Origin of the sequence: Dyadobacter chenhuakuii (assembly GCF_023821985.2) — a bacterium.
In the GTDB taxonomy this organism is placed as follows: Bacteria; Bacteroidota; Bacteroidia; order Cytophagales; family Spirosomataceae; genus Dyadobacter; species Dyadobacter chenhuakuii.
Genome location: NZ_CP098805.1, coordinates 5,538,029 through 5,564,941 on the forward strand (window position 1 = coordinate 5,538,029; position 26,913 = coordinate 5,564,941).

The window sequence follows — 26,913 nt, forward strand, 5'->3', positions numbered from 1 at the left end:
TTTAACATATAATGCAGATTAAACAAATATCAGAGGCATCGGAAGATCTGTTGCTGATTCGTCCGTTTGAACAAGGTTTTGAACCCGAAAATCAAAATATGTTCAAGGCTGAAAAAGGTGAAATGTGGTGGTATTCTTCGCGTGAGCTCTGGATCGGGTTGGGCAAATCGCCACAGCTTCCGGCTATCATTAAAATTTTCAGGTCGCTGTTTTTCAAACGTAAAGACCGCTGGCCTGAGAAGATTGTTCTGGATTGCAAAGTCCGCACGCCGGAATGGATCGAAAATGCGGTGAACGGAATCATAATAGGCGGTTACGATCTGCAACTTTATAAAACAGAACCCAAACCATTAAGTGCCTTTTTCAATACCGGAACATTATCTGTATTGACCGAAAACCATTCGCCGGAGATCGACAAAGCATTGATTGTCGCTCAAAAAACAGCGCTGGTTCAGATGCGGATCATGGACCTGATGAATGCGCCCTCTAACTATAAAACCCCCGCAACATTAGCCCAGTGGGCAACCGAATCAGGAGAGAAAAACGGTTATAAAGTGACTGTGCTGGACAAATCCAGGCTTGAAGAGCTGGGTATGCACGCATTGCTGGCCGTTGGGAAAGGCAGTGAGGCTCCGCCTTTAATGATCGTTTCCGAATATGAGCCCGAACATTATACCAAAACCATTGCATTGGTCGGTAAGGGCGTAACATTTGATACGGGTGGGATTTCTATCAAGACTTCTGCCAATATGCATTTGATGAAGAGCGATATGGGTGGTGCGGCGGCTGTTTTGGGGGCCGTGGAACTGGCTGCGCAATTGAAGATGCCGGTTAGGATCATTGGCGTAATTCCATCCACCGAAAACAGCGTCGACGGACTTTCGATGAAACCCGGGGACGTAATCGGTTCCTATTCAGGCAAAACCATCGAGGTGATTGATACGGATGCAGAAGGCAGATTGATTCTTGCCGATGGGCTTAGTTATGCAGTCAGGACTTTCAAACCAGACGTTGTCATTGATCTGGCGACATTAACAGGCAGTGTGATCCAGACATTGGGTTACGAAGCTGCGGGGCTTTTTACGCCTAACAATGAGCTCGCAGAAGCATTGACCCAAGCAGGTGACAACACAGGCGAAAGAATGTGGAGGCTGCCCGTTTGGGATTCGTATAAAGAAGAAATTGCTTCGGACATCGCCGATGTGAAGAATTATCATGGAAAACCATTGGCAGGAGCCATCGTAGCGGCCAAATTCCTGGAAGCATTCACGGATGAACACCCCGCCTGGGCGCATCTGGACATTGCCGGAACGGCATTTGGAGATACAGAATTTGCTCCCGGCAGGGCAGGCACAGCCTACGGCGTGCGGTTGTTGCGTGCTTATTTGGCAGCGATAATTTAAAATGCCTTTCCCTTGCCTAACTGGTTCTTTTTGCTAGATTTGAAGAAGCAAGTTTTGGTTTAAACATTCAGAATTTTTATAAGCTATTACTCACGAAAGCTTAATTTTATGACCCGAGCGCTTACTTTTCTTTGCATATCGACGTACTTCAAGGGCAACGATTTTCTGAAAGCTTTAAAGGATTCCGGTAACAAGGTTTTCCTGATTACGGCCAGGAAGTTGGAGCAAAAGCCATGGGTCAGGGACGCGATTGACGAGTTTTTTTTTGTGGAGGAAGGGGAAGACGGCAAGTATAACATGAACGAGATCATTAACGGTCTCGCTTACGTCATGCGCTCCCGGCCAATCGACCGCGTAGTGGCGCTGGATGATTTTGATGTTGAAAAAGCAGCCCATATCCGTGAATATTTCCGCATTCCAGGCATGGGGCAAACCACTGGTCGCTATTTCCGGGATAAGCTGGCCATGCGCACCAAAGCGGCCGAGTCGGGTATTCTTGTTCCGGGTTTTTCTGCGCTTTTCAATGATGACGCTATTAATGAATTTATTGAAAAATATCCGGGTCCGTGGATGATCAAACCTCGGTCTGAGGCTTCTGCTACGGGGATTAAAAAGATGGAAGATGCCGTAGAGCTGTGGGAAACCATTCACCAGCTCGGTGATAAAAGGCATGCTTACCTTGTGGAGCAGTACAAGCCCGGGGACGTATATCACGTGGATTCCATTTCTTACAACGGCCGGGTTATCTTTTCCTGGAACAGCAAATATCTGGCGCCACCTTTCGACGTAGCGCACGGCGGCGGCATTTTCAGGTCGGTAACTGTTCCTTTTGATTCTTCGGAGGAGCATGCACTGGAAACATTGGCCGTGGATCTTTTGAAAGCCTTTGGATTAAAGCACAGCGCTTCGCATACGGAAGTGATCCGGTGCCATGATGATGGGAAATATTATTTCCTGGAAACGTCTTCACGCGTAGGCGGGGCGAATCTTTCTGAAATGGTTGAGGCGTCTTCCGGTATCAATCTTTGGAAAGAGTGGGCGAAAATGGAGACTGCCGAAGCAAAAGGCGACAATTACAAGTTGCCGCCAGTAAGAAAAGATTATTCAGGCATCATTATCTCACTAGCGAGACAGGAATGGCCGGATTTGTCTGTTTTCAATGATCCTGAAATCGTATGGCGCATGAACGAGCCTTACCATGTAGGGTTGGTTGTCAGAGCCAAAACCCGTGATAAGGTTATTGAGTTATTGGATAAATACGCAGACATTATCCAGCAGGATTACCATGCATCGCTGCCTGTTCCGGAGCGTCCTTCGCATTAGGTAAGCCACTAAGTTATATCATTAAAGCACTCAGATTGTATTAATTATGCGTACAATCGGAGTGCTTTTTTTTGTTCTGATTTTGCATTCACGATCCTTAACCTAACTATTTTGAACAATGTACAATTTTACGAAATCACTTTGCTGGGTCTTCATGTTGGTGCTGGCATTTGCCGGCTGTAAGGATGACAAAGAAATTGAGCCAAAAAATGCCCTGATGCACGATGGAAGGGAGTTTGAAATATCAAAAGGACTGCTGGTCCATTTAGGTGAATATCCCGAAGGCGGAAGCGGCCAGGTGTTATTCCTATCTTCCGAAGGTGTAAAAATTCAGGAATCAGGCGGCCATATTGATTCTATTTACGGGGTTGGTCACGCGATTTATTTCAGGCTGGTTAGTGCTTCGGCGAATGCCTTGGATGAAGGAGAATACACATTTGACAACGACTTCACAATAGAAGTACGAACCTTCTTTGAACCTTACGTAGTGTTTAACAGCAATTTCGCCGCCGAAGACGGCGAGTACTACGAGCTCTACGAAGGCAAGCTAACCGTAAAAAAAGACGGCCCCAACTACATCCTGGACGTAGATTGCATAGAAAGAAATGGCAAACACGTCACCGCTCACTACAAAGGCCCGCTGACGTTTTATGATGAAAAATGAGGGTTGAAAAATATTTTTGGAAAAGAGTGTCCAAGAAAATCAGCATTATGCCAACTTAAAGGCCTGGCGGCCAATCAGAATCCATTGCCCTTTCACTTTTTGCCAAACCATAAAGACGCCTAGTCTTACCGGGGCAGGATCTTTTCCTTTGTTGTGTGTGTCGCCGATGAGTTTGTGGCGCACCATTGCGACGTCGCCGGAAACGGTGATGGTCTGTTCGGACAGGTCAATTTTTGTAAATTTAGACTCTTCGCTAACCAACGCGCGGATGAATGCTGCCTGATCTTCCATGAGGCCATTGGAATGTCCGTAGGTTAGTTTGGGAGAGGTTAATTTCATGAGATCGGCCTCTTTTGCACCGATAATCGCAACGCGGATTTTTTCCACTGCGTCAGCAACTGCCTTTTCGTCCGCACTTTGTGCGAATGATGCAACGTTGAAAAGTAGAAATGCGATGAGTAAGAATGTCTTTTTCATTTCCGAAGTTGAATGTGGATTAATGATAATGGTTGTATGATTTGCTAAATATCCACTCTTTCCATCTTAGGCGCAAACAAATGCATGATAACCCAGGCGAGCAGATATGCGAATCCGCAAATGACAAAAATGATGTTATAACCGCCGCCAATGTTGCCGACAGCTTTATAATTATCGAGAATGATCCCTACCAAAAGCGGAAAAAGAATGCCTCCTACTGATCCCGCCATCCCACCGATACCCACCACAGAGCTTACCGCCTTCTTGGGAAACATATCCGAAGCCGTCGTGAAAATGTTCGCGCTCCAAGCCTGGTGCGCCGCCGCCGCCAAGCTGATCAGAATCACAGCCTGCCAAATGTTAGTCGTGTATTGGGCCAGCATAATAGGCGTGACGAGGAAAGCGAAAATGAGCATGGAAGTTTTACGAGCTTTGAAAATCGGCCAGCCTTTTTTGATAAAATGACCCGAAAGATAACCGCCGCCGATGCTCCCGATGGTCGTTGCTGTGTAAACAATCACGAGCTCCGGGCTGGGTTTGGAAAGGTTGAGCTTGAATGCTTCGGCGAAATAGGAGGGGAGCCAGTAAAGGAAAAACCACCAGATCGGGTCAGTGAGCATTTTGCCGAAGACAAATGCCCAGGTTTGTCGCACTTTGAAAAGATCGAGCCATTTCACAGGCGCTTCTTTGCTCGTATCGGGTTCATTATCACTATGGATATAGTCGAATTCGGCTTGATTAATGCGCTGCTGCTTTGCAGGCACTTCATAATAACGAAACCAGAAAAACAGCCATACAAAACCAATGGCACCGGTGATTAAGAACGCTTCCTGCCAGCCATAGGAACCCAAAATCCAGGGAACCATGATTGGGGCGACGACGGCTCCAATGTTGGCTCCCGAGTTGAAAATACCCGTTGCGAGCGCGCGTTCGCGTTTTGGAAACCATTCTGCGGTTGCCTTAATGGCTACCGGAAAGTTACCGGCTTCGCCCAAACCTAGCAATGCGCGCATTAATCCGAAACTGAATGTGCCCGTAGCGACGGCATGCAGCATGGCGGCAATGCTCCAAACCACAACTGAAATGGTGTAACCCAGCTTCGTTCCGATTTTATCAATGATTGCACCAAATCCGATCAGCGAAATGGCATAAGCCGTCTGGAAAGCCATTACAATGTGGCTGAAATCCTGCTCAGACCAGCCGAAATCTGCTTCCAATGTGGGTTTCAACAAGCCCAGAACCTGCCGGTCCAGATAGTTGATCGTAGTTGCGCAAAAAAGCAGGGCCACGATCCGCCAGCGGTATTTGGTCATTTGAGTTTCCATGTAGGGGTTTTGCAGATTTAATTAAGAGGTTAAAATGGGCTTATGCCGGTCAGGCGTATTCGGTTTTTTCAAGGAATAATTTCAGTGTGTCCACCGCGCCAAGCTGTTTCAGGGATTCAAGATAGGAGACGATATTTTGGCGGATCACCTCTGATTTGGAAAGATCTTTTTGCCAGATCGACTGATCTTTCAAAATGGCCTTCACCATGTCATCCAGCGAAGGTATTTGCCATTTTTGATGGAAATAAGCAGCTTTTTGGTCTTGGATCAGATAATAGGCACCATTTGCGAGGCCGTAAAAATGATCGCCATCCTTTCGCACCGCCTTCATGTAAAAGATGTAAACTGCAAAACCAAAGACAATGTGATCCGGAAATGTCTCATGCGTTTTTTCATATTTATAAAAAACAGGCATGACCCGCGACAGCATTTTGGCAGAATAATTTTGACTGATATTAAGCCACTTATGTCTCAAATGCGGATTATGAAAGCGTTCCACCACACTGCGGCCAAATTGCAATGCTCTTTCCTCAGCAACCGGATAGGGGATCGCAGGCGCGATTTCGGTTTCCATCAGATTGGTAATGTATGTTTCAAAAAGCCGGTTGCTCATGGCTTCGTCCACGGTTTTGAAACCGCACAAATGTGCCAGGCCGCAACCCAAAGTATGCGCGCCATTGAGCAGCCTTAGTTTCAGTTCACGATGCAGTTCAATGTCCGGCTCCACGATCATGCCCTCGTCCACTTCCTTGAAAGGTAACTTTTTGCCAATCGCCGCGTCTCCTTCGATCGCCCATAAATGGTAGTGTTCGGCCATGATCAGCAGGTCGTCCTGGTAACCCAGTTCTTCGGCGAGTTCTTTGCAAATATTTTCATCCGGCCGGCCAGGGACAATCCTGTCTACCAGTGAATTGCAAAAGGAATTGTGGTTTTCAAGCCAGTCTATAAATGCACCTTCAAGACCGTTCCTGTGCGCAAGTTCGAGCACGATGGATTCAAGTTTTTTGCCGTTATCGGTGATCAGTTCCGTGGGGATGATGACAACGCCGTATTCAGGATTTCCGCCAAAAGCCACGTAACGGGCATACAAAAAAGCAAGCAGTTTCCCTGGAAAAGAAACGGGCGGCCATTGGTAAATATCGTCCTGCACAAGCTGAATGCCGATTTCCGTCGTGTTGGAAATCACAATGCTGACCGCCGGATTTTTGGCCAGGTCCAGCACGAGCGACCATTGCGTTTTGGCCGACAAAACCCTGCTTATGGCCGAGGAAATAATGTTTTCTTCTTCAATGATGCCATTCCGACTGCCACGAAGGCAAATTGTATAAAGATTATCCTGTCGCTCGAATGCTTTCAGATCCCCTTCATCGGTGGACTTTACGACTACAATGCGGCCGTTGAAAACGCCCTGCCTGTTGGCTTTGTCTATAAAATAATCGGCAAGTCCTCTCAGAAATGCGCCTGTGCCGAATTGAAGCACTTTTTCGGGCAGCTGAAAAATGGAATCGTCCGGGACGACGAGTCCGGGCTGATTGCGTAACTGACCTAGATTTTCGCGAAAAAGGCGGCTCATAGCATTGCGGTTTTACTTGTTAACGACCTGTTTTAACAACCAACCGGCCAGATCTTTCCCTGCTTCAAAATTCTCAAAACTCGTATCAATTCGCCGTCCGTCCACATATTCGTTGTAAAGCCAGGGATCACCCACTGCGAACACGGTGCCTTTGCCATATTTAGAAATGCCCAGAATCACATCACCCTGATCCGTTAAAGCAGATTGGGCCGGAGCGGTAAGCAGGAGGGGAGAAAGTTCTTTAATGTAAATCTTGCTGGTGGTTTTAAAAATGGCTTTGTTATCCGCCGGAATCATCAGTTTTCCCTGCTCAAACTGCGTTCCCTGGACCATATTGCGGTTTTTGTTGCTGAATTGTATGCCGAATGTTTTGGCAAGCTCATTGAAATGCGTGATCTCACAATTGGCAGTGTCATTCGCCATCATCACCAGCACCCCGCCATTTTTCACCCACTTTTCAATCGCTTGAATGTCGTTTGGCTGGATAAAGTTGGGATTGGGCGATTCTTTCTTCGTGTCGGGATCGACGATAATGTACACGTCGATATTTTTCAGGTTTTCGGCCGTCGGTGCGCCGGTTACGGCTACTGTTTTTGCTCCTAGTTCCCTGTAAATGTTGCCCCAAAGCCAGAAGCCGGAATGCAGGCGGTCCTCCCAGGTGTAATGAAACGGAATGCTTGAACCGTCCGGTTCTTTCTTAAATTCATGATTGAAATGATAATCCAAACCCACCGTTTTGCCTTTTCCAACCGCATTCTCTTCGGCAATTTCCATTTCAATGCTCGCAAAAATGAATGGGCCAATGCCTTTCAGGTCGTTTTTGCGGATCGGTTCGCTGAGATAATATTCGTAAGTGCCGTCGCGGTAAGGTGTGCCGCCAAGGCCGCCTACGCTTACGGTTTTGTTCAGGCTTAGCAAGCCATCTGCCTCTATTTCAACAAATTCTTTCAATGCGCCTGCATAACCACGTTTCGCATTTTCAGCGAAAGACGCATCGATATAGCCCATTCGGGAACCTTTGGCCAATGCATATATGAACATGCAGGAAGCAGATGCTTCGAGATAATTTCCTTTCCTATTGCCCTGATCAATAACCTGATACCAAAGCCCGGATTGCTTGTCCTGATATTTGGCCAGCACCGGCGCCAACCTTTTGATATATTGGATTAGTTCAATTCGTTTCGGATGGTCTTTGGGAAAATAATCCAGCACATCTACCAGCGCAATGGCATACCAGCCAATGGCCCGTGCCCAGAAATTCGGCGAACGTCCGGTCTTTTTATCTGCCCATTTTTGCTCACGGCTCTCATCATACGCATGATAAATCAGGCCCGTCTTTTCGTCCACCGCATATTTTTCGATCAAGGCAAACTGGTTGGCAATGTCGTTGAAATGTTCGGGATGGTTGAATAGCAGGCTGTATTCTGCGGCGAAGGGTTCACCCATGAAAAGGCCATCGAGCCACATTTGATTGGGATAGCGTTTTTTGTGCCAGTAACCGCCTTCGTTAGTACGAGGCTGCTCTGCTAACTGCTTCCAGAGCAGATCAGCGGCTTTTTTATATTTCTCTTTGTCGGGTTGTGTTTGTTGATAAAGTGTTAGCAACGCCCTTCCTGGCGGAATGTTATCAATGTTAAAGTCGTCAAATTTGTAAGTTCGGATGCTGCCATCGGACTTCACATATTGATCAATGTCTTTGCGGATGTAATCAAAATATTTTCCTTCGCCCGTTCTGTTCCATATTTTTTCGATGGCTTTCAGCATTAATCCCTGCTCGTAATCCCATTTCGTTGCCGTATTTTTTCCTACTAAAATAGAATCCTTATGACGCGCCATGAAGGAATCGGCCATGCGCCGCGACATAGGAAGTTCCTGCGCCAAAGCCTGCCATGCAATGTTTGGAACAAAGTAAAATAATGCAATTACAGAAATGCTGCGTAGCAGTTTTTTCATCAGGAATGAAGGAACATTGTCAATTAGCTAGTGATAAAATCAGCACGCATGGGATTGAAAATATCCACAAGCATGCCCGCTTCGAGGCACAATGCGCCGTGAACAACGTCCGGCGGGATGTAATAGGCGTCGCCGCCGCTTAGTATGCCGGTTTTGGGGCCAATTGTGATTTCAAATTTGCCACTTTCCACATAACTCATTTGCGTATGAAAATGGCTGTGCAACGCGCCGACGCCGCCTTGCTCAAACGCCACTTTGACCATCATCAGATTGTCATCATAAGCCATGATCTTCCGCTTCAAACCGCCGCCCAGCTCTTCCCAGGGAATGTCTGCGTCGTCAATAAATTCCCGTCCTTTTAGCTCGCTCATTATCTCAAATCGGTTATTGCCACGGCGTCCATGTCTGTATAATCCCTGTTTTCGCCGGCCATTCCCCAGATGAAGGAATAGCTGGAAGTGCCGCAGCCGGAGTGGATCGACCAGGGTGGCGAAATGATCGCCTGGCGGTCTGCCAGCCATAAATGCCGCGTTTCGGTTGGCTCGCCCATCAGGTGCAGGATGCGCTGATTAGCAGGCACATCGAAATAGCAATAGGCTTCCATACGGCGGTCGTGCACGTGCGCAGGCATGGTGTTCCAGACGCTTCCGGTTTGCAGTACGGTAAGCCCCATTACCAGCTGTGCGCTCTGTATGCCGGCTGCGTGAATGTATTTGTAAATGATCCGGTGATTGGAAGTTTCCATACTGCCCATAGTCGTGGGCGCGGCGTCTTCTTTCGTGAAAAGTGTAGCCGGAAATGTCTGGTGTGCAGGGGAGGATAGCAAGTAAAATACAGCCGGATCGGCCTGGTTCTCACTCGAAAAAATAGCCTCCTTGGTTCCCTTTCCCAGATAAACACAACCTAGCTTACTTATTTCAAATGTGGCTCCATCCGCCTTCACCTGGCCTTTTCCACCAATGTTAATGATGCCTATCTCGCGTCTTTCCAGGAAGTATTCGGCTTTCAGCGGGCCGTATGTTTCCAGTGTCAGCGGCCCGGTAGCCGGAACGGCGCCGCCGATCATGACGCGGTCGTAATGCGTGTAAACGAAGTTGATCTGGTCGTTTACAAATATATTTTCAATCAAAAAATTCTCGCGTAAAGCGGCCGTGTCCATTTGCGAAACTTCTTTCCGGCTGCTTTCAAATCTGATCTGCATGTGCTTGCTATTAAGTGGGTTAATCTGAAAAATGGGAAATTTACCGGCCCATCCAGCCGCCATCCACGGTGAGAATGGTGCCATTGACATAACTCGAAGCATCCGACGCCAGGAACAACGCGGGGCCTTTAAAATCTTCGGGCGTACCCCATCTCCCGGCCGGAATGCGGTCGAGAATGGACTTGCTGCGCACGGGATCATTTCGCAGCGCTTCCGTATTGTCTGTGTTGATATAACCCGGCGCTATGGCATTCACATTCACGCCTTTACCAGCCCATTCGTTGGCCAGCGCTTTCACCAGACCACCGATCGCACTTTTTGAAGCCGTATAACCCGGCACATTGATGCCGCCCTGGAATGTGAGCAACGAGGCCGTAAAAATGATTTTCCCGGAACCACGCGCCACCATATCGCGGCCAAATTCCCTTGACAAAATATAAGGCGCATCGAGGTTAATGTTTAGCACCTGGTCCCAATATTCATCCGAATGTTCAGCAGCGGGCTGGCGCAGAATAATGCCGGCGTTATTAATCAGAATATCAATGTGTTGGTGTTCAGCTTTTACTTTTTTGATGAATGCGTAAATGCTTTCGCGATTGCCCAGATCGGCCTGGTAGGGATAAAATTTTCGTCCTGCCTGGGTGACGGCATTTTGTAAATCGCTGGCAGATTGAATGTCTGATGAGGCGACGCCGATGATGTCTGCCCCGGCTTCTGCGAGCGCCTCCGCCATGGCTTTTCCTATTCCCCGGTTGCAACCGGTTACCAAGGCGGTTTTGCCCGTCAGGTCAAATAAATTTATTATACTCATTAAGGAATGGCAAATTGTGTTTTTCGGGGTAACCCCTAAATTTCGCGTCGATCATAGGAGACCTTACGCTCCGGCAGTTTAGGGCGAATAGTTAGAATTATCAAATATTGAATTGTCTTTTTTTGTGCAATCGTTATCGGGAACGTTATCAGCTCGTGTGAGGCGGCAAACATCTCGGGATCGGTTTCGATATTCATTTCTATTTTAGTACATTGACTTACCGTTGGATAAAGTATATATTATCAAACATTAAGTTGGAATAAACCAATTTTTCTTTGGAGACTATCACAATTAAGGACATTGCCAAAGCGCTGGGACTTTCGACTTCGACGGTTTCCCGTGCCTTGCGCAATAGCTATGAAATAAACCCGGAAACCAAGAAATTGGTCATGGAATATGCTGAGCGCATGAATTACCGGCCCAATCCCATTGCGCTGAGTCTGCGGGATAGCAAAAGCAAGTCCATAGGGGTCATCATTCCGGAAATCGCCAATCATTTTTTCTCGCAACTCATCAATGGCATTGAATCCATAGCTTATAATCTGGGTTATCACGTGGTTATTTTTCAAAGCCACGAGTCTTACGAGCGCGAAGTTGCCAATACGAATTATCTCGTTTCCCGGAAGGTGGACGGTCTTCTGATATCCCTTTCCAGCCTGACAACCAACTTGTTCCATTTTCAGGACCTGATGGAAAGAGGCTTGCCCATCGTTTTTCTGGACCGCGTGCCTAATGCCATCGAAACGCATAAAGTGGTTGTAGATAATTTTGCAGGGAGTTACGAAGCGACGGAACATTTGATCAAAACCGGCCGGAAGCGCATCGCACATTTGACGAGTCCCATTTATTTGTCCATCACAACCGAGCGATTGGCGGGTTATAAGCAGGCTTTGGAGGATTACGGGCTTCCTTTTGATGAATCTTATGTCAAATATTGCTATCACGGCGGCAAAGTAGCCGAGGAAAATGAGGCCGCTGTGCAGGAAATGCTCGAAATGCCCGAGCCGCCCGACGCCATTTTCACAGCCAGCGATCGCCTGACGACGGGTTGTATGTCTGTTTTTCAAAAACACAACATTAAAGTCCCCGAGCAGATCGCCATTGTCGGGTTTACCAACATCAGTGTCGCCGAGCTGCTTAATCCACCTTTGACTGCCGTTGTGCAGCCAGCCATGGAGATGGGCCAGCAGGCGGTGGAGCTGCTGATCAGGCTTATCGAGCATCCGCAAAAAACAGATGTTTTTGAGACGCGATCCCTTAAAACCTCACTCATTATCCGCGAGTCTACGGCAGGAAAATCAGCTATTCAGTAATTTAAATGTTGATATCAAATGATCAGTCTGGCTATCGACGGCGCATTATTCAATTACCGCGTCGCGGGCGTTGCGCTCTTGGATGGAAAAGTGCTTCTGCATAAAACGCCGTCAGACAAGTTTTGGAGCTTGCCCGGCGGCCGCGCTTCGCTTTTCGAGTTTTCTAAGGACACACTGGTTCGGGAAATGCAGGAGGAAACGGGAATGGATGTGGATGTGGGCGAAATGCTTTGGGTTTCGGAAAACTTCTTCGTTTACAATGGCATCAAACATCACGAGCTGGGCTTTTATTACAAAATGGAAATTCCGTCGTTAGCGGATCAAAACGATTTTATTGGCGTGGAAGGCGATGGTGAGCTGTTATTCAAATGGCATCCGGTTGCAGCACTTTCCACTATCAAAATTTATCCGGAGTTTCTGACCACAGAATTGGCACAAAATCCGCTTCGTGTAAAACAATTTGCTTCCGGTTTTATAGATTTGGACAAAGCCTGATCATTAAGGCTTATTTTCCAATCGATTTACAGATTTTTTATGTTAGTCAAGGCCGGTCTCCGCTCCAAACTTCCATGCGTTGGAGCCACAATTTTTACCAAAATGTCCAGGCTGGCCGAGGAGCATCGGGCGATTAATCTGGCGCAGGGTTTTCCGGAATTTGATTGTGCGCCGGAACTGCAAAAGCTTGTGGGTAAATACATTGCGGAAGGCAAAAATCAATATGCGCCCATGGCTGGCGTCATCTCTTTGCGCGAGGCAATCGCCCAAAAAGTGTTCGCCGCAACCGGCAACGAATATCATCCCGAAACAGAAATCACAATCACCAGCGGCGCAACCGAAGCATTATATGTAGCCTTGTCGACGGTCGTGCACCCGGGCGATGAGGTGATCGTTTTTGAACCTGCTTATGATAGTTACGTTCCGGCAATCGAGCTGAACGGCGGCATTCCGGTTTTTGTAACATTGCATCCGCAATACGAAGCCATTGACTGGCAGGATGTTAAATCAAAAATTAGCCCGAATACAAAAGCGATTGTCATCAACACGCCGCATAACCCAACGGGAAATGTCTGGAAACTGGCTGATTTGCAACAGCTTGCAGACATTGCCGAAAAACATGATCTAATGGTGATCAGCGATGAAGTGTATGAGCACATTATCTTCGACGGCCGGGCGCACATCTCCACGGCTTCGATTCCTGCGCTGGCGGAACGGACTTTCCTGTGCGGCTCTTTTGGCAAAACATTTCACACCACGGGCTGGAAAATAGGTTATTGCCTCGCACCAAAAGCATTGACAACGGAATTCAGAAAAATTCATCAGTTCCTGGTTTTCAGCGTGGTAGCGCCAATTCAGTTTGCTATGGCGGAATATCTGGAAAATCCCGAGCATTATCTGAGCCTTTCGGCTTTTTACCAACAAAAAAGAGACCTGTTTAATGATGCTATCCAAGGCATAGGATTCACTTTCCGGCCATCCGAGGGAAGCTTTTTTCAGAATGTTTCATACGAAAATCTGACACAGCAAAATGATCGCGAACTCGCCGAACGGCTTACCATTGAAGCAGGTGTGGCGTCGATCCCGGTTTCTGTTTTTTACAATGAACTGACCAGTTACAAGACGCTGCGCTTTTGTTTTGCCAAAAATGATGATACGCTTTTGAGGGCAGCGGAACTGCTTGGGAAAGTGATTTGGTAAAAAATAAAACAATCTTCCAGAGCACTATTTCTTAAATAAAAGCGCCTTAATCGGGGTGATCTGGGAGATGATTAATGTGGGGATCAGCAAAATGAGGCCGGAGATGACAATGGTGATGACATTGACCATGAAGAAAATAGGCCAGTCAAAGACAATGGGCACAGTGTCCATATAATAATTGACAGGGTCGAGGGCAATGACTTTGAATTGATATTGGATCCAGCAAATAAGCAGCCCTGCAATGTTTCCGATGATGATGCCCTTACGCACCATATGAAGCCCTACGCGGAAAAAAACCATCCGGATCTGTTTATTCGGGCTTCCTAAGGTTTTCAAAAGACCGATCAAAGGTGTCCTTTCCATGATCATGACCAGTAAAATCGAGATCATGTTGAAGCAGGCGACGAAAAGGATCAATGTCAGAAAAACAGCCGTATTGCGATCCAGCAGCAAAAGCCAGTCGAAAATCTGAGGAAAAATACTGGTGACACGTTGCAGATAAATGGACGGAGGGAGCGTCCTTCTGAGCACCGCCGCGACTTCATCCAGTTTGTCAAAATCCTTTAAATACACCTCATAAGTCCCCACGGAATCTTTCCCCCAGCCATTGAGCCGCTGCACGAGACTAATGTCGCCCAGGATCAGGTTGTTGTCAAATTCCTCCATTTGCGTGTCATAAATGCCCACGACGGTCAGCTTTCGCGGGCGTGGAGGATTTTGCATGGAATACATGATCACATTATCACCCGATTTCAGCCGCAGCTGCGTAGCGATTTTATGGCTGATCAGGATTTCCGAAGAATAGCCGTATTTAATTGATGTCGAGTCTTTATTGGTAATTAATTTTCCCGCAATCAGGTTTTGTTTGAATGTTTTCCAGTCATAATCCTGGCCAACCCCTTTGAGTATCACCCCTTTGATCTCGTCGGTCGTTTTAAGGATGCCGGATTTATGCGCAACGCCTTGCCAGCGAAGGATTTCGGGGATTTTAGGCAATGCTTCGGTAATGGGGTTTTTGACAAAAAGCGGGGCTTCTTCGTAAGTGTTGCCGACAGCAAACGAGGAAATATTGATATGCGCACCAAACAAAAATATTTTCTGCCGAATGGTTTGCTTAAAACCCAGTAACACGGCAAATGCAATGATCCCGACCGCAATCCCGATGGCAATACTGGCAACGCCGATGCGCGAAACGGTCGCAGAAAAAGAGCCTGCTTCGTTGTGACGAATGCGTTTTGCGATGAATGAGGGGAATTGCAAGAGGAATCTACCGGTTAATTTTTATGTTTGGCAAAAATAGGGAAAAACATTTGCCGGTACGCACAAGCAATTTTATTAAGTTGCCGGCACAAACCAGAATCGTTTTTATGCCATTGATCAAAGTAGCTTCCGGAGTAGTGAATCAGACGCCGATGGCGTGGGAGGGGAACACGAAGAACATTATAAATGCCATTAATGAAGCCAGAAAGCAGCAGGTAAGCCTGCTTTGTCTGCCGGAATTGTGTATTTCGGGCTACGGTTGTGAGGACTATTTTTTCGCCCCCGACCTGGTGGAGCAGGCCAAGGAATGTCTGCTGGAAATCGTACAGGAAACGGCCGGAATGGTTGTCGCGGTGGGCTTGCCGGTGCGGCATAACGGCAGCATTTACAACGCGGCTTGTCTGATCGCCAACAAGCAGATCCAGGGTTTTTACTGCAAGCAATTTTTGGCCAATAACGGCATCCATTACGAAGCACGCTGGTTTCGGCCGTGGCAGCCAGGCATTGTGGAGAGCATTGAGGTGAACCAAATGCTGTATCCGATCGGCGACATTGTTTTTGATCTCGTTATGGGCCCGATCCTGGGTGGCTCGAACAGCGTAAAAGTGGCTTTTGAAATCTGTGAGGACGGCTGGGTTTCCAACCGCCCCGCACGCAGGCATTACGAAAGGGGCGTGGACATTATCCTGAACCCGAGCGCAAGCCACTTTGCATTCAACAAATTCATGACGCGTGAAAAGCTAGTTGTGGATGCTTCGAGGGCATTTTCTTGCAGTTATATTTATACCAATTTGCTTGGTAATGAGGCGGGTAGGGCCATTTATGATGGAGATGCGATGATCGCTTCCAATGGTGATCTGCTGGCATCGAGCCCGCGGTTCAGCTATGAAGATTTCCTGATCACAACGGCGGTCATTGACACAGAATATACGCGACTGAGCCAGGTTCAGAGCAAAATTGCGGTTGCTAACAAAGACCGAACATGGCGTGTGGCGGGGCGTTTTGATTTCCCTGAAATTGAGCCGGTGTTGCCACAGGTTCCTGACATTGAGCCTTTTGAAAAAGGCGGTGCGATCAAGGAAGAAGAGTTTGCACGAGCTGTTTGTCTCGCCTTGTTTGATTATCTGCGGAAAAGCCGTTCCAATGGTTTTACAATCTCGCTTTCCGGCGGCGCAGATTCCTGCGCTTGCACTGCATTGTGCGGACTCATGATCCGGTTGGCCGACGAAAGCATTGGTATGGAGCGGTTTAAGAAGAAATTGGACTATATCAAAGAAATTCAGTCAGCTAAAACAGAGGAAGATCTGGCTTTGGCTTTGATTCATAACATTTACCAGGGAACCGAGAACAGCTCTACGGATACGCTTGAATCGGCGCAGTCGCTGGCGGAATCCATTGGTTCTACTTTTTATAATATTCATATCAATGGCCTTGTCGAAACGTACAAAGGCTTGATTGAAGATCAGATTGGCAGGAAGTTAACCTGGGAGCAGGATGACATTGCGTTGCAGAACATTCAGGCGCGCGTGCGTGCTCCGAGCGTGTGGCTGCTGACCAATCTGACGAATCATTTGCTCTTATCCACATCCAACCGCTCCGAAGCGGCGGTGGGTTATGCTACTATGGATGGTGATACGGCAGGCAGCATTAGTCCGCTGGCCGGGATCGACAAACATTATTTGCGCCAATGGCTGCGCTGGCTGGAAACGGCTGGTTGTGAGGTGAAAGGCAAGCACATTAAGATCGAAGGGTTGAAAAAAGTGAACAGCTTACAGCCCACTGCCGAGCTGAGGCCGCTTGCTCAAACGCAAACCGATGAGGTCGACCTGATGCCTTATGAATTCTTGAATGCGTTGGAAAAACTGGCTATCAGGGACAAAAAGTCGCCTTTGGAAGCCTATCGTAATTTGCAGGTGCGTTATAAAGGGATTTATTCTACGGAGCAGCTGCTGGCCTGGACCGAGCGCTTCTTCAAGCTTTGGAGCCGGAACCAGTGGAAACGTGAGCGTTATGCGCCGTCATTCCATTTGGATGATCTGAATCTGGACCCAAGGAGCTGGTGCCGCTTTCCGATCTTATCTGGTGGTTTTGAAAAAGAACTGGCGGAACTGCGCGAGTTTGTCAGCGGCGCGGCCATTCAGAACGGCAGAAAGCGGATTGGTTTTTAATTAATTACAAAACCGGATCCCTGCTTGCACGCCGACCCAGCCATAGGTTTTGCGGGAGTCGTCTGGTCTCCCGCCGAGCCAGATTGGGCTGAGGCCTCTTGATTTTTCTGTGTCCATGATGCCGGAATGCTTGCTGGTAAGCAGGTTAACGGACGGGCCTGCAAATAACGCAAACTTCCTCCCCAGCTTTTTTTCAACGGCAATACTTGCTTTAAAAAGGCCTGTTCCGACGTCTTCCAGAGGTTCGTCTTTGAATAGGACCAGGTTTGCGGTCAGGTCCGCGTTGATGCCCCAGCCTTTGCCCAGGTTTTGGGCTGTTCCGAATCCGTAGCCTAATGTTAAGAGCGGCTTGTCGTTAGCAAATCCGTTGGTTCCCAGGCTGAAAATATTGTAAAACAAACTGACGCCTGTTTTAAAGGCAGTGTTGAAATAGTTGAATTCATCCGTTGAGAATTCGTAGCGCCGGTAACCATTGGTGCGGACATAACTGAAAATCCCGAAAGGCGTCGTGGCAGATGAATCCGCATAATTTACAAAGCCGATCTGGTGGCCGCTGCGGACGGTATGCGCATAATTGTAACCTGCGGAAAGCTGGTATCCTTCCAATGATCCAACGACCACATTACCCACGCCGGCAACCTGAAAACCTCTCAGATTTCGGCCGATGTAATTAATGAAATTTGTTCCCTGAAAACCATGAATGCTTCCTAGTGTAATGTTCAAAAAGTTGGCATATTGGAAGCCGCTCACATCCTTGCCTACAATGTTGCTTACGCCAGCCAATTGAAATCCATTTACATTGCCCCGAACAACATTCAGTAAACTTCCGACTTCCAACTTGTTCACGCCTAGCGAATAACCGGCGATCAGGTTAATAGAATAATCGTTGATAATGTTTCCGCTCAGCTCATGATTTGTCCCCAAAAACGGTAAGATCGACGCCTGAAAAGGCCGATATAATGTATCCTGAATGTTGCGCGTATGAATGGCCTGCTTTGCAGAGGCGAATGCACTTACAAAACTGCTCTGAACTTTGCGGTAAGTGGTTTTAAGCTTCTCGGATTCCCTGGCAAGATTGAATTCTGGCCGGCTGGCGGCAACTCGTTCTGTAACCGTGTCTGGCTCGAAATTGGATTCCGAAACGATCTCAAACTGCGGGATTGCCACCTTATGATGCAGCGAATCCATCATTGAAACTGCGCGTGCCGCCTTTCCTGAGAGCGGCTTTAATGTGTCTGGGTTAAGCTTGATTTGTAAATATTTATCCTCCCTGCTCGCAATTGAAATGGTTTTGCCAATGTAATCCTCTTTCCTGACTTCCAGCCGAACGGCCGACAACGAAACCGGCAGGCGGATTTTGTAATAACCATATTGATTACTGACGGCAGAAGCTAATGTTGCGGACTCATAAATACTCGCATTAGCCAGCTTTCTGCCCGTTTTATTGTCGATAATGTAGCCGTTCAGATTGAAGTTTTCGGGCTTTTCATCTTTTGGCGCTTCGACTTTTTGAAGAATAATATATCTGCGACGTTCTCTGAATGAGACTTTATTTTTGAAAATAGCTGTCAGAATTTCCCTGACACTCAGGTTATTGGCCTGTATAGTAACCCTTCCCTTAACGTCTATCATATCCGGGCTGTACGAAAAGCTGAAACCGCCGAGGTCGCCGATTTTTTGCAACGTTTCGTCCAGCGGACGGTTGGTAACATTCAGCGAGATCTTTTTTTCGAGTAATTCCTGAGCTGAGGCGGCACCGGCCAAGAGCAAAAGCCAGGCTAATGCAATGCTTGCTTTATGTTTTAAAAAACTATTGGCAGCCATTTCCGTCAAGCCAGTAAGTTTTTCCCTCTTTTCTCAGATCAAGATCCAATGTTTCCGCAATAACCGAAAGCGTTGCATCCAAAGGTTCTTTTTCAAAACGGATCGTCAGTCTGCATTGCGCGATCTGCTGATTGGAAAGGCGTACATCCACATGGTAACCGTCACGGATAGAATTGATTACCTCGTTGAGATCAGCCGCATTGAAATCATAAACCTGCGTATGATAACTCATCATATTCCTATTTGCTTCCATACTTCTGATCGTGTCATCAAGCACTTCGGCGCCTTGCCCTTTTATTAGCCGGATTTTCCTGGAAGCCTTGCTAACTTCCACTTTCCCAGTCGAAACATCCACGCGGACAGGCGCTTCTTTGTAAGCTTTCACATTAAATGATGTTCCCAAAACACGGATTTCCGTTCCGTTTGCATTGATTACGAAAGGATGCGCGGCATCGGGCTTTACATCAAAAAATGCTTCTCCCTGCAAGGAAACGGTCCGCAAATCGCCATCGAAATCGGCGGGATAAGTCAGGGAAGAATTATAGTTTAAGAAAACCTTGGTTCCATCGGGCAACACGCTGTCACTGGTGTTGTTGGTGGTGGCAATGCGCTGCGTTTCAGCGGATTTAGTGGATTGGAAATGAGACCATCCAAATGCCAGCAATGCCAAAGCGATCATTGCAGCAGCCCACATGGTTACCGGGAATTTTCGTTTGGAATGTGTGGGAATAAATTCAATTTCACGAGCTTCCGGTTTTGGAATTTCCGGCGAAACGGCAGGGGCAGGCTTGGTCATTTTCGCCTTCATCTTGTTCCAGGCTGCATCCGTATTGACCGGGAAGCTGGTTTTTGCGGCGTGTGCAGAATGGTCCCAGATGAGCCTGTAAGTGGCCAGTTCGCGTTCGTTATCAGGCGATTGTGCCAGCCAGGCATTTACTTGTTCTATTTCTTTTTCGGATGCGGTTTCAGCCAGGTAACGTGCTAACAGCTCCTCCGAAATGTTGTCATGAGATAAGTTCATGTTTACGATCTGGTTAGCTGTTCAACAATAAAATAGACCGGCCAAAGCATTCCGGGCAGATAATCTGCAAGTTCAATGCGTAAAATTTTAAGCGCCTTACCAATCTGGTTTTCAACTGTTTTGATTGAAATGCCCAGTTGTTCTGCGATTTCGTGGTATTTCAGTTCTTCAAAGCGGCTAAGCCTGAATGCTTTCTGACATTGTTCCGGTAATGTGCTCACTGCTTTTTCAATTCGTTCTTCCAGTTCATTTGCGTGGATCACTTCTGTTACCGATTCATAGGATTGAGTCCCGAAATTCAATGTGTGTTCCTTATGCACCTGCCGCACCGACGCATGCTTGAAGCGGTTGAGGCAATGGTTGTGAACAGCACGATAGAGGTAGGATTTCAATGATAATGTAATTTCAAGATCTTCCCTTTTTTCCCAAATCGTCAGAAAAACCGTCTGCACAACTTCCTCCGACTCTTCTTCATCTTTGAGAAGGGTGCAGGCATAGTTGCAGAGCCGCTGATAATATTGTCGGAAAGTCTGCTCAAAAGCTTGTTCATCGCCCCGCCTTATGGCTTGGACAATATCCGGGTCGGTAGCGTACACCAAATTGTATTTTTGATTTTCGGTCAAAAATAAAAAATCTCCGTCGATTAATGGTTTCCGATAAAGAAGAGCGGTCGCTGCCAAGTTTAAGTCGCTTTTCACTGAGACAACCAACCGCCTGATTTCCCCTATTTCAAATTATTTTTTTTCTGGATAGGGGGAATCAAGAAGTCACATGTCATGGATAAAAGACGCCAATGAACGTCTATTAGCCATATTCTTAAATTTTATTTATTAGCCATGAAACAATTATTTTTTTCCATCACGCTTGCGCTCATTGCATTTGTTTTCCAATCCTGTGTTTATGTGGACTCCCAAGACGACATTTCTCCACGCGGCGAAGGCACCAGGACTTACGATTTCCGTAATTTTGATGAACTGGAAATGGGCGATGCTTTTCGCGTAAATGTGATTGCCGGAAGTTCTTTTTCTGTTTCTGCAAAAGGCGAGCTTAATGATCTGGACGATCTTGATTTATTTGTGGAAGACGGGAAATTGCATGCGCGTTACAAAAATGGATATCGCAATCGCCGCGAGCCGATGTACATTGACATTACAATGCCGGACATTCAATCCGTCAATTTCTCGGGCGCAGTAAAGGCCAAATTGGTTGGGTTTGAAAATCTTCCAGGACTTGATTTTGAATTATCGGGTGCTTCGAAGGTGGAATTTGAAGGCTCCGGCCGTGAATTTAAGTTTGATCTTTCGGGTGCATCTCAGCTTTTTCTGGTTGGCGAAGGAAAATATCTTGATGGCGATCTTTCGGGAGCCTCTCAGCTGGATGCATTTGAACTCATTACCCAGGAGTCAGACCTGGAATTGTCAGGAGCGAGCTCGGCACGGGTTTGCGTTTCAGAATTTCTGAAAGTGGATGCGAGCGGCGCCAGCAATGTGCGCTATAAAGGCAATCCGAATGTGGACAAGAAAACGTCGGGCGGCAGCACAGTCAGGAAGGAATAGTTTATTTGATCATGCCATATTTGGCACGCGCCTGAGCTTTGGACATGCCGTCAAAATGCCACCATTCCGTTGTATTCGTTTTGAAACCGGCCTGGTTCATTGCGGTTCTTAAAATCTGCCGGTTGCTGATCTGCTGTTGGGTCAGCTTCCCTTTTTTCAACATTTCCTGCTCGGAGCGGGGATAGGCCAGGGGGCCAAAGAAATCATATTTGGTCCCCATATCCAATGGTTTTCCTTTTCCGTCAACCACTGTCAGGTCCACCGCGCAGCCAAAGTTATGATTCGAGCCGATCTTGGGATCTGCGACATACATTTTCTTATTTTTGGCGGGAATTTTCAGATTGTCCAATGCGTCCCATAATGCATATTGCACGGAATTGGGGCGCGCTGCGTCGTAAACAAGTAATGTGTAATCCGGATGGTTTTTTCTTATAAGCGCATTGGCCTTAACTAGGCGCTTGGCCATTTCCGGTTGCAGGTAAGCGCGGTTCAGGTCTCCGTAAACGTCTTTACCTACAAAATTGTCTGTGGTCGAATATTTCAGCTCAACCTTAATGTTCGGATCCAGTTTTTGAATGTCCACCAAGCCCTGCTCGATCATTTTCTGCTCAATAGCAGGAATTTTTACATCCCTAACTGATTCTTTTTCTGCTTTTTGCGCAAAGCTTTGACCAGATATGAAAAGGGAAATGAGCAGAGAGCAAGTGATTTTAATAGGCATAAAAAAATGAATATCGTTGCGATAGGCTGCAAAGATATTCATTTCTATACTTCTGGCCTTCTCAGTAGCGCTTGATGTTGACGCTGGTCAGACCGCCTTCGAAGTGGATAATGATCTTTTTGGAGGCGCTTTCGAAATCCGGAGAACGGTAAAGCCCATTGCTGATTTTATCCAGATCATCCATGTTTTTGGCATTCAAAGCGCCATCCATACGCATTTCGCAGCCGACCGAACGAGGCAGTTCCAACGTTACGGAAGCAACGCCTGCTTCGATATCAATGTTGGAAGTGGTCATTTTGTCGCCCATTTTAATATCCATATCGGCGACGCCAGTACTTACTTTCAGTTTTTCAACTTTGTAATTGCTGAAATCAAAATCGCCTTTTCCGGCGCCAATGCCCAGGTCAATATTCCATACCGGGCGCTCATTCAGATGAATGTTTGCCTGATTTGAGATTTCTCCTTCCTTGATCTTTACATTGCCTTCTTCCATTTTAAGGTTGACAGTTGCAGAATTATCAAGCTTGTTAATGGATGTGTTTGACAAAAAACCAACAAATGTGCTCTTCGTTTTGGCTTCGAAAAGTTTCTGGGTGTTGCCGTTCAATGTGAAAGATCCGGCGCCGCCTTCAAGATGAAAATTGGCTTTTTGAATAAAATCCTCCATTTCATACTTGTAATTGCCATTTATCGGCTTTTTGCCATCCCGGTTATCACGGTCATTTTCATAATCTTCGTCCCGATCTTCGTGATTATCGTTGTCATGATCATTGTGGTCGTTGTCGTTATAACCAAAATTCCGGTCATCATCGTCGTCGTCGTTCCAGTTCCAATCCCAATTGTCGGCGTGCCGGTCAAAGGCCTTGTCTGTTTTGTTAACAATGCCGCCAAACACTGCGAGCGTGATCAACAGGCCGATCAGTCCTCCTAATCCTCTGTCTTCATTGCCTTTGGCGATTAGCAATGCACCTGCAATAATTAGTAAAACAGGCCAGTAAGGAAGAATCTCGTCCCAATTAACGTTCAGGAGATTCATATTCCGAAGCAGCCAGAGCATTCCAAATATGATCAGCAATCCACCCCAAACTATACCACGTGAGTTTTTCATCGTCTTAAATGTTTGAACGGTTGGAAATATCAGAACTCAAATAATTACGCAAAAGCAAAAGAGCACCGGTGGTGATCAGGATAATGGGCCAGAAAAAGCGGCCAAAATCAAATGCAGTCAGTTCTTCAATTAAGAAAAGAGATCCGGCAATGATGAGGATAACACCCCAAAAAATGTTTCGAAAGTTCATGGCTATGTATGGTTAATGGTGTTAAATCGAAGAATATTAAACTCAATAAACTAGTTCACTTTAATCACCTGATCATCCTCGTCATCCGGTTTCCTGGCCTCCGGATCTTCCGGAAAGTGCGTGGTGGTCGTGGTTGTTGCGGATGATGGTGTGAAAGGTGTATAAGGCTGTGGTTCAGGATCTGGCGCGATGGGATCAACCGGCGGTGGAGGCGTTGTAGGATACACCGTTGTATTGCCATGATGCTCTTTATCGCGTTGGCGAAGGATCAGAAACGCGCCGATTGCGATCAGAACGATGGGCCAGAAATATTGTTTAAACTGATACCAAAGCGGGAAATCGTCCACCAGCATCACAGCTCCGAAAAAGATCAGGACACCACCCAGAACCATCACAGTCTGATCGGATTTCTTCTTGTCCCAAACCGGGTCGGAAGGCGTGTTAGGCGTTGGATCGAATGACGTATTGGTTGTGTAGATTGTCCCGGCCGGTCCCGTAGGCAGCACTGCCCAGAGAATGATGTAAATAAATGCTGTCATTCCGAATGTGGGTGGAATAGGGAGCAGCAGCATGACAACAAGCAATACTCGTACTATTACAACGTCTATATTAAAATATTGAGCAATTCCGGAAGCAACTCCTCCTAAAACTGCCTGGTCAGGTATGCGATGCAATTTCTTTTCCATGATTAGCTTAGCGTTTATTTGTAATCAAAGGTAGTAGGTAATGCAAGATACTGCAAACCGGAAAATTATTATCGGCGGGAGGGCGTGTTGAGCGGGTTTTTTTAAGGAAAGCCTTTAATTATTGGCTTATAAGTGGACTTTTTAAGGACTTATTGTTCTTCCAAAGCTTCAAGAATGTCCATCATGGAACCGAAATCTTTGTAACCCGGACGGATTTCTTCGCTTCCGCGCAATGCAATGCCAATGTTTGGGAAAAGTTCGGTTAATGCGCTTACGGTATATTCATTGTCCAGGCCAAAGCCGATCAGGATCGGATATTCACCCGCCAGGTTGCCAAGCACTTGCATCCAGTTTTCTGTTAATTCGGCTTCGTTGTCGCTTTCGAGCAGGAAATGGGAAATTTCTCCCTCGTAACGGCTTAGTATAGAATTGATTTCGCCTGCTTCGTAAAGGTCTACGCTGATTCGGAGGAGCAGCGGCAGATTCAGCTCGCTTTTGAGATAATTTAAAAGCCCGGGTGATTCCACTTGCACAGAATGTACGGGATACAGCGCCAGTGCTTCAATAATCTTGGCAGGATCCGTTTGCGCAGTTTCCGCAATAAGGTTCACGCCGGCCAGCCAGGAACAAATGTCTTCGAATTTTTTGGGAGAAATATAATTGGGAGAATCTTCGTCAATCGAAAAACCAAGCATTTCAACACCCATCCCCGCACAATAACGCGCATCGGACAAATTAGTAACATTGCTGATTTTTACTGTTCTGGTAAGCATTGCGGGGTATTTAATTAGTTCGTTGAGATCAATTTTCAATGTATCCAGCATGGAGTTGTTCGACAGGGAATATCAAATCCCAATCTTCACCCCATACCAAGGTTCCTTTTTCTATCTTAAAATTCTTAAAACGCTCATTGACTTTGAACTGGTTATGCTGCGGATGCGGATTAGACACCAAGAAATCTTCGAAGTCCACAACCTGTTGCGTACCATCACTGAATTTGACTAAGATTTTATACCCAGACAAATACTCAGCAGCGATGACGTGAATGTGTAAAGTCATAGCTTTTTGGTTATCCTTAACGTTGACACTTTCTTTTTTAAAACAAAAAAATCCGTCCAGCGATTTACGATTACTTCTGCGTAAGCTTCAATAACTTTTCGCGCCTCTTTGAATTGAACCGCAGGCAAGCCTTCGATCCCCGAAACTTCCCGCACCCTTACGTCCTTCAATTTGCCCTCTTCAAAGAAAATTTCAAAAACCGTTTCGTACTCATTGTAGGAAACATGCACATGAATAGGCAGGTGATCGTTTGAATAGAAATAAAAAACTATTCCGAAATATTCCAGGATTTTAGGCATATCAATATCATAGTGTGTTATTCAAAATTACTCAAAAGATTCTAAAAATAAGGACAACGACTTCGAGATGGTTTAGGTCTGTGGTCATTGTCCTTTGGTTAAATCCTAAACAAATGCTGTTACTTAGCCGAAAACCGGTATTTGGTTGTGCTTTGGTAAGTTTCTCCTGGTTTTAGTTCCGTGGAAGGGAATTGGGGTTGATTTGGGGAGTCGGGGTAATGTTCTGTTTCCAGGCAGAATCCGAAACGCTTTGCGTATGTTGCGTTTTTGCCTTTAAGTGACCCGTCCAGGAAATTGCCGCTGTAAAACTGAACAGCTGGCTCTGTTGTGAATGCTTCCAGAATCCTGCCGCTTTCAGGATCTTTTGCCGTAGCGAAATGCATGAGTCCGGGCTCGGAGCGTTTCAGGACCCAGCAGTGGTCGTAACCGCCACCGTTTTTAATCTGCTCGTCTTCTGTTTTGTTAATGCCAGCATTGATTTTTGTAGATTTTCTGAAATCAAATGGTGTTCCTTCTACTGCACGCAGCTTTCCGGTTGGGATCAGTGAAGCGTCTACCGGCACAATGCTGTCTGACTCGATCATCATCTCATGATCCAGAATGTCTCTTTTCAGGCCTGTAAGGTTAAAATAGGTGTGGTTAGTCAAGTTGAGGACCGTAGGCTTGTCCGTTGTGGCAGTGTAGGCGATGCTCAATGCATTGTCATTATCCAATGTGTAAACCACTTTTACTGTCAGGTTTCCGGGATAACCTTCTTCCATATCCTTGCTGACATATTCCAGTTGAAGGCCCACAACCGAGTCCTGATTAATCTCTGTCGCTTTCCACAACACTTTGTCAAACCCTTTTTTGCCTCCGTGCAGGGAATTCGGTCCGTTGTTTATGGCCAGGTTATACTCTTTGCCTTCCAATGTGAACTTTCCTTTCGCGATCCGGTTGCCATAACGACCTACTAAGGCACCGAAAAATGGGTTTTCCTTTAAGTAAGGAGCAAGTGAATCAAAGCCCAGCACCACATCCGCAAACTCTCCTTTTTTGTCCGGAGCCATGATTTTGGTGATAATGCCGCCGTAATTGGTAATGTTCACGGTCATGCCTTTGGCATTGGTGAGCGTGTACAAATCTGCTTCCTGGCCGTCGGGGAGTTTGCCAAATGACTCTTTCGAAATCGTACTGATCATTTCTTCTTTGTTTGATTTGGAGCAGCTGAAAAGATAAAAACCCGTCAGCGCAGTGAGTAAAACGAATATTTTTTTCATACAAAAGGTTAAAGGTTTGTCTGG

The 26,913-nt window shown here is 46.6% G+C and carries 27 protein-coding genes; 8 read left to right on the plus strand and 19 right to left on the minus strand.

Annotated elements, in window-relative coordinates:
• Window positions 1-11 precede the first annotated feature (11 nt).
• The 3 genes from NFI80_RS23215 (at window position 12) to NFI80_RS23225 (ending at window position 3,390) form a co-directional block, all read left to right on the plus strand.
• Window positions 12-1,403: a leucyl aminopeptidase family protein gene (locus NFI80_RS23215; RefSeq protein WP_235159268.1), complete on the plus strand. Its 1,392-nt coding sequence runs from the start codon at window positions 12-14 to the stop codon at window positions 1,401-1,403.
• A gap of 108 nt (window positions 1,404-1,511) precedes the next feature.
• On the plus strand, window positions 1,512-2,726 hold the full coding sequence (locus NFI80_RS23220; protein ID WP_235163974.1) for an ATP-grasp domain-containing protein: 1,215 nt from the start codon (window positions 1,512-1,514) through the stop codon (window positions 2,724-2,726).
• Window positions 2,727-2,844: 118 nt separating this feature from the next.
• A complete protein-coding gene (locus tag NFI80_RS23225; RefSeq protein ID WP_235163975.1) occupies window positions 2,845-3,390 on the plus strand; it encodes a hypothetical protein in 546 nt (181 codons plus the stop codon).
• 45 nt (window positions 3,391-3,435) lie between these two features.
• Here the strand turns inward: NFI80_RS23225 and NFI80_RS23230 are convergent, their stop codons facing one another.
• The 7 genes from NFI80_RS23230 to kduD are packed head-to-tail and all read right to left on the minus strand — an operon-like array spanning window position 3,436 to window position 10,730.
• The gene (locus tag NFI80_RS23230) at window positions 3,436-3,867 is read right to left on the minus strand and encodes a nuclear transport factor 2 family protein (protein ID WP_235163976.1); all 432 of its coding nucleotides are present in this window, start codon (window positions 3,865-3,867) and stop codon (window positions 3,436-3,438) included.
• A gap of 44 nt (window positions 3,868-3,911) precedes the next feature.
• Window positions 3,912-5,192 (minus strand): MFS transporter, encoded by a 1,281-nt coding sequence (locus NFI80_RS23235; RefSeq protein ID WP_235163977.1) that lies wholly within the window; start codon window positions 5,190-5,192, stop codon window positions 3,912-3,914.
• Between the two features lie 49 nt (window positions 5,193-5,241).
• Window positions 5,242-6,765, minus strand: a complete 1,524-nt coding sequence (locus NFI80_RS23240) for a tagaturonate reductase (RefSeq protein WP_235163978.1) — start codon at window positions 6,763-6,765, stop codon at window positions 5,242-5,244.
• Between the two features lie 12 nt (window positions 6,766-6,777).
• The gene (locus NFI80_RS23245) at window positions 6,778-8,718 is read right to left on the minus strand and encodes a glycoside hydrolase family 88 protein (protein ID WP_374759646.1); all 1,941 of its coding nucleotides are present in this window, start codon (window positions 8,716-8,718) and stop codon (window positions 6,778-6,780) included.
• Window positions 8,719-8,741: 23 nt separating this feature from the next.
• The gene (locus NFI80_RS23250) at window positions 8,742-9,089 is read right to left on the minus strand and encodes a cupin domain-containing protein (RefSeq protein WP_235163979.1); all 348 of its coding nucleotides are present in this window, start codon (window positions 9,087-9,089) and stop codon (window positions 8,742-8,744) included.
• Window positions 9,089-9,919 (minus strand): 5-dehydro-4-deoxy-D-glucuronate isomerase, encoded by an 831-nt coding sequence (gene kduI, locus NFI80_RS23255; protein WP_235163980.1) that lies wholly within the window; start codon window positions 9,917-9,919, stop codon window positions 9,089-9,091. The genes NFI80_RS23250 and kduI overlap by 1 nt, the downstream gene beginning before the upstream one ends.
• 40 nt (window positions 9,920-9,959) lie before the next feature.
• Complete coding sequence (gene kduD, locus NFI80_RS23260; protein ID WP_255703502.1) at window positions 9,960-10,730, minus strand: 2-dehydro-3-deoxy-D-gluconate 5-dehydrogenase KduD; 771 nt, start codon at window positions 10,728-10,730, stop codon at window positions 9,960-9,962.
• Window positions 10,731-11,005: 275 nt separating this feature from the next.
• Between kduD and NFI80_RS23265 the strand changes: the two genes are divergently transcribed.
• From NFI80_RS23265 to NFI80_RS23275, 3 genes are read left to right on the plus strand one after another with little or no spacing between them, the layout of a single operon-like run.
• Window positions 11,006-12,043: a LacI family DNA-binding transcriptional regulator gene (locus tag NFI80_RS23265; RefSeq protein ID WP_235159276.1), complete on the plus strand. Its 1,038-nt coding sequence runs from the start codon at window positions 11,006-11,008 to the stop codon at window positions 12,041-12,043.
• An 18-nt stretch (window positions 12,044-12,061) separates the two neighbouring features.
• The gene (locus NFI80_RS23270; protein WP_235163981.1) at window positions 12,062-12,538 is read left to right on the plus strand and encodes an NUDIX hydrolase; all 477 of its coding nucleotides are present in this window, start codon (window positions 12,062-12,064) and stop codon (window positions 12,536-12,538) included.
• 39 nt (window positions 12,539-12,577) lie between these two features.
• Entirely contained in the window at window positions 12,578-13,738 is a 1,161-nt protein-coding gene (locus NFI80_RS23275) for a methionine aminotransferase (protein WP_235163982.1), read from the plus strand.
• Window positions 13,739-13,762: 24 nt separating this feature from the next.
• On the opposite strand, the gene NFI80_RS23280 is transcribed toward NFI80_RS23275, so the two are convergent.
• Window positions 13,763-14,998, minus strand: coding sequence for an ABC transporter permease (locus NFI80_RS23280; RefSeq protein WP_026628378.1), 1,236 nt, complete (start codon window positions 14,996-14,998; stop codon window positions 13,763-13,765).
• A gap of 107 nt (window positions 14,999-15,105) precedes the next feature.
• Between NFI80_RS23280 and nadE the strand changes: the two genes are divergently transcribed.
• Window positions 15,106-17,166 carry an NAD(+) synthase gene (gene nadE / locus NFI80_RS23285; RefSeq protein ID WP_235163983.1) on the plus strand — a complete coding sequence of 687 codons (2,061 nt, stop codon included), beginning with the start codon at window positions 15,106-15,108 and terminating at the stop codon, window positions 17,164-17,166.
• Here nadE and NFI80_RS23290 read toward each other — a convergent pair whose 3' ends face one another.
• Genes NFI80_RS23290 through NFI80_RS23300 form a run of 3 tightly spaced genes read right to left on the minus strand, consistent with a single transcriptional unit; the run spans window position 17,167 to window position 20,607 of the window.
• Entirely contained in the window at window positions 17,167-18,990 is a 1,824-nt protein-coding gene (locus NFI80_RS23290) for an STN and carboxypeptidase regulatory-like domain-containing protein (protein WP_235163984.1), read from the minus strand. It lies immediately after the preceding gene.
• Window positions 18,977-20,011: a FecR family protein gene (locus NFI80_RS23295; protein ID WP_235163985.1), complete on the minus strand. Its 1,035-nt coding sequence runs from the start codon at window positions 20,009-20,011 to the stop codon at window positions 18,977-18,979. Before NFI80_RS23295 ends, NFI80_RS23290 begins: the two co-directional genes overlap by 14 nt.
• A 2-nt stretch (window positions 20,012-20,013) precedes the next feature.
• Window positions 20,014-20,607 (minus strand): RNA polymerase sigma-70 factor, encoded by a 594-nt coding sequence (locus NFI80_RS23300; protein ID WP_235163986.1) that lies wholly within the window; start codon window positions 20,605-20,607, stop codon window positions 20,014-20,016.
• Between the two features lie 240 nt (window positions 20,608-20,847).
• Between NFI80_RS23300 and NFI80_RS23305 the strand changes: the two genes are divergently transcribed.
• Window positions 20,848-21,567, plus strand: a complete 720-nt coding sequence (locus NFI80_RS23305) for a head GIN domain-containing protein (protein WP_235163987.1) — start codon at window positions 20,848-20,850, stop codon at window positions 21,565-21,567.
• A 1-nt stretch (window position 21,568) separates the two neighbouring features.
• Here NFI80_RS23305 and NFI80_RS23310 read toward each other — a convergent pair whose 3' ends face one another.
• The 8 genes from NFI80_RS23310 to NFI80_RS23345 all read right to left on the minus strand — a co-directional run bounded on the left by NFI80_RS23310 (window position 21,569) and on the right by NFI80_RS23345 (window position 26,889).
• Window positions 21,569-22,330, minus strand: a complete 762-nt coding sequence (locus NFI80_RS23310) for a M15 family metallopeptidase (RefSeq protein WP_235163988.1) — start codon at window positions 22,328-22,330, stop codon at window positions 21,569-21,571.
• 19 nt (window positions 22,331-22,349) lie between these two features.
• Window positions 22,350-23,396 (minus strand): toast rack family protein, encoded by a 1,047-nt coding sequence (locus NFI80_RS23315; protein ID WP_235163989.1) that lies wholly within the window; start codon window positions 23,394-23,396, stop codon window positions 22,350-22,352.
• A gap of 4 nt (window positions 23,397-23,400) precedes the next feature.
• A complete protein-coding gene (locus NFI80_RS23320) occupies window positions 23,401-23,586 on the minus strand; it encodes a LiaI-LiaF-like domain-containing protein (protein ID WP_026628370.1) in 186 nt (61 codons plus the stop codon).
• A gap of 50 nt (window positions 23,587-23,636) precedes the next feature.
• On the minus strand, window positions 23,637-24,272 hold the full coding sequence (locus NFI80_RS23325; RefSeq protein ID WP_235163990.1) for a PspC domain-containing protein: 636 nt from the start codon (window positions 24,270-24,272) through the stop codon (window positions 23,637-23,639).
• Window positions 24,273-24,421: 149 nt separating this feature from the next.
• A complete protein-coding gene (locus tag NFI80_RS23330; RefSeq protein WP_235163991.1) occupies window positions 24,422-25,045 on the minus strand; it encodes a hypothetical protein in 624 nt (207 codons plus the stop codon).
• 28 nt (window positions 25,046-25,073) lie between these two features.
• Window positions 25,074-25,331 carry a DUF2442 domain-containing protein gene (locus tag NFI80_RS23335; RefSeq protein WP_235163992.1) on the minus strand — a complete coding sequence of 86 codons (258 nt, stop codon included), beginning with the start codon at window positions 25,329-25,331 and terminating at the stop codon, window positions 25,074-25,076.
• Window positions 25,328-25,630: a DUF4160 domain-containing protein gene (locus NFI80_RS23340; protein ID WP_235163993.1), complete on the minus strand. Its 303-nt coding sequence runs from the start codon at window positions 25,628-25,630 to the stop codon at window positions 25,328-25,330. The genes NFI80_RS23335 and NFI80_RS23340 overlap by 4 nt, the downstream gene beginning before the upstream one ends.
• A 119-nt stretch (window positions 25,631-25,749) precedes the next feature.
• Complete coding sequence (locus NFI80_RS23345; RefSeq protein WP_235163994.1) at window positions 25,750-26,889, minus strand: aldose epimerase family protein; 1,140 nt, start codon at window positions 26,887-26,889, stop codon at window positions 25,750-25,752.
• Between the last annotated feature and the right edge of the window lie 24 nt (window positions 26,890-26,913).

Excerpts from the sequence above, each read along its gene's own strand:
- NFI80_RS23215 (WP_235159268.1), top strand. The coding sequence starts at position 12 with ATGCAGATTAAACAAATATCAGAGGCATCGGAAGATCTGTTGCTGATT.
- NFI80_RS23220 (WP_235163974.1), top strand. The coding sequence starts at position 1,512 with ATGACCCGAGCGCTTACTTTTCTTTGCATATCGACGTACTTCAAGGGC.
- NFI80_RS23225 (WP_235163975.1), top strand. The coding sequence starts at position 2,845 with ATGTACAATTTTACGAAATCACTTTGCTGGGTCTTCATGTTGGTGCTG.
- NFI80_RS23230 (WP_235163976.1), bottom strand. The coding sequence starts at position 3,867 with ATGAAAAAGACATTCTTACTCATCGCATTTCTACTTTTCAACGTTGCA.
- NFI80_RS23235 (WP_235163977.1), bottom strand. The coding sequence starts at position 5,192 with ATGGAAACTCAAATGACCAAATACCGCTGGCGGATCGTGGCCCTGCTT.
- NFI80_RS23240 (WP_235163978.1), bottom strand. The coding sequence starts at position 6,765 with ATGAGCCGCCTTTTTCGCGAAAATCTAGGTCAGTTACGCAATCAGCCC.
- NFI80_RS23245 (WP_374759646.1), bottom strand. The coding sequence starts at position 8,718 with ATGAAAAAACTGCTACGCAGCATTTCTGTAATTGCATTATTTTACTTT.
- NFI80_RS23250 (WP_235163979.1), bottom strand. The coding sequence starts at position 9,089 with ATGAGCGAGCTAAAAGGACGGGAATTTATTGACGACGCAGACATTCCC.
- kduI (WP_235163980.1), bottom strand. The coding sequence starts at position 9,919 with ATGCAGATCAGATTTGAAAGCAGCCGGAAAGAAGTTTCGCAAATGGAC.
- kduD (WP_255703502.1), bottom strand. The coding sequence starts at position 10,730 with ATGAGTATAATAAATTTATTTGACCTGACGGGCAAAACCGCCTTGGTA.
- NFI80_RS23270 (WP_235163981.1), top strand. The coding sequence starts at position 12,062 with ATGATCAGTCTGGCTATCGACGGCGCATTATTCAATTACCGCGTCGCG.
- NFI80_RS23275 (WP_235163982.1), top strand. The coding sequence starts at position 12,578 with ATGTTAGTCAAGGCCGGTCTCCGCTCCAAACTTCCATGCGTTGGAGCC.
- nadE (WP_235163983.1), top strand. The coding sequence starts at position 15,106 with ATGCCATTGATCAAAGTAGCTTCCGGAGTAGTGAATCAGACGCCGATG.
- NFI80_RS23290 (WP_235163984.1), bottom strand. The coding sequence starts at position 18,990 with ATGGCTGCCAATAGTTTTTTAAAACATAAAGCAAGCATTGCATTAGCC.
- NFI80_RS23295 (WP_235163985.1), bottom strand. The coding sequence starts at position 20,011 with ATGAACTTATCTCATGACAACATTTCGGAGGAGCTGTTAGCACGTTAC.
- NFI80_RS23305 (WP_235163987.1), top strand. The coding sequence starts at position 20,848 with ATGAAACAATTATTTTTTTCCATCACGCTTGCGCTCATTGCATTTGTT.
- NFI80_RS23310 (WP_235163988.1), bottom strand. The coding sequence starts at position 22,330 with ATGAATATCTTTGCAGCCTATCGCAACGATATTCATTTTTTTATGCCT.
- NFI80_RS23315 (WP_235163989.1), bottom strand. The coding sequence starts at position 23,396 with ATGAAAAACTCACGTGGTATAGTTTGGGGTGGATTGCTGATCATATTT.
- NFI80_RS23320 (WP_026628370.1), bottom strand. The coding sequence starts at position 23,586 with ATGAACTTTCGAAACATTTTTTGGGGTGTTATCCTCATCATTGCCGGA.
- NFI80_RS23325 (WP_235163990.1), bottom strand. The coding sequence starts at position 24,272 with ATGGAAAAGAAATTGCATCGCATACCTGACCAGGCAGTTTTAGGAGGA.
- NFI80_RS23330 (WP_235163991.1), bottom strand. The coding sequence starts at position 25,045 with ATGCTTACCAGAACAGTAAAAATCAGCAATGTTACTAATTTGTCCGAT.
- NFI80_RS23335 (WP_235163992.1), bottom strand. The coding sequence starts at position 25,331 with ATGACTTTACACATTCACGTCATCGCTGCTGAGTATTTGTCTGGGTAT.
- NFI80_RS23340 (WP_235163993.1), bottom strand. The coding sequence starts at position 25,630 with ATGCCTAAAATCCTGGAATATTTCGGAATAGTTTTTTATTTCTATTCA.
- NFI80_RS23345 (WP_235163994.1), bottom strand. The coding sequence starts at position 26,889 with ATGAAAAAAATATTCGTTTTACTCACTGCGCTGACGGGTTTTTATCTT.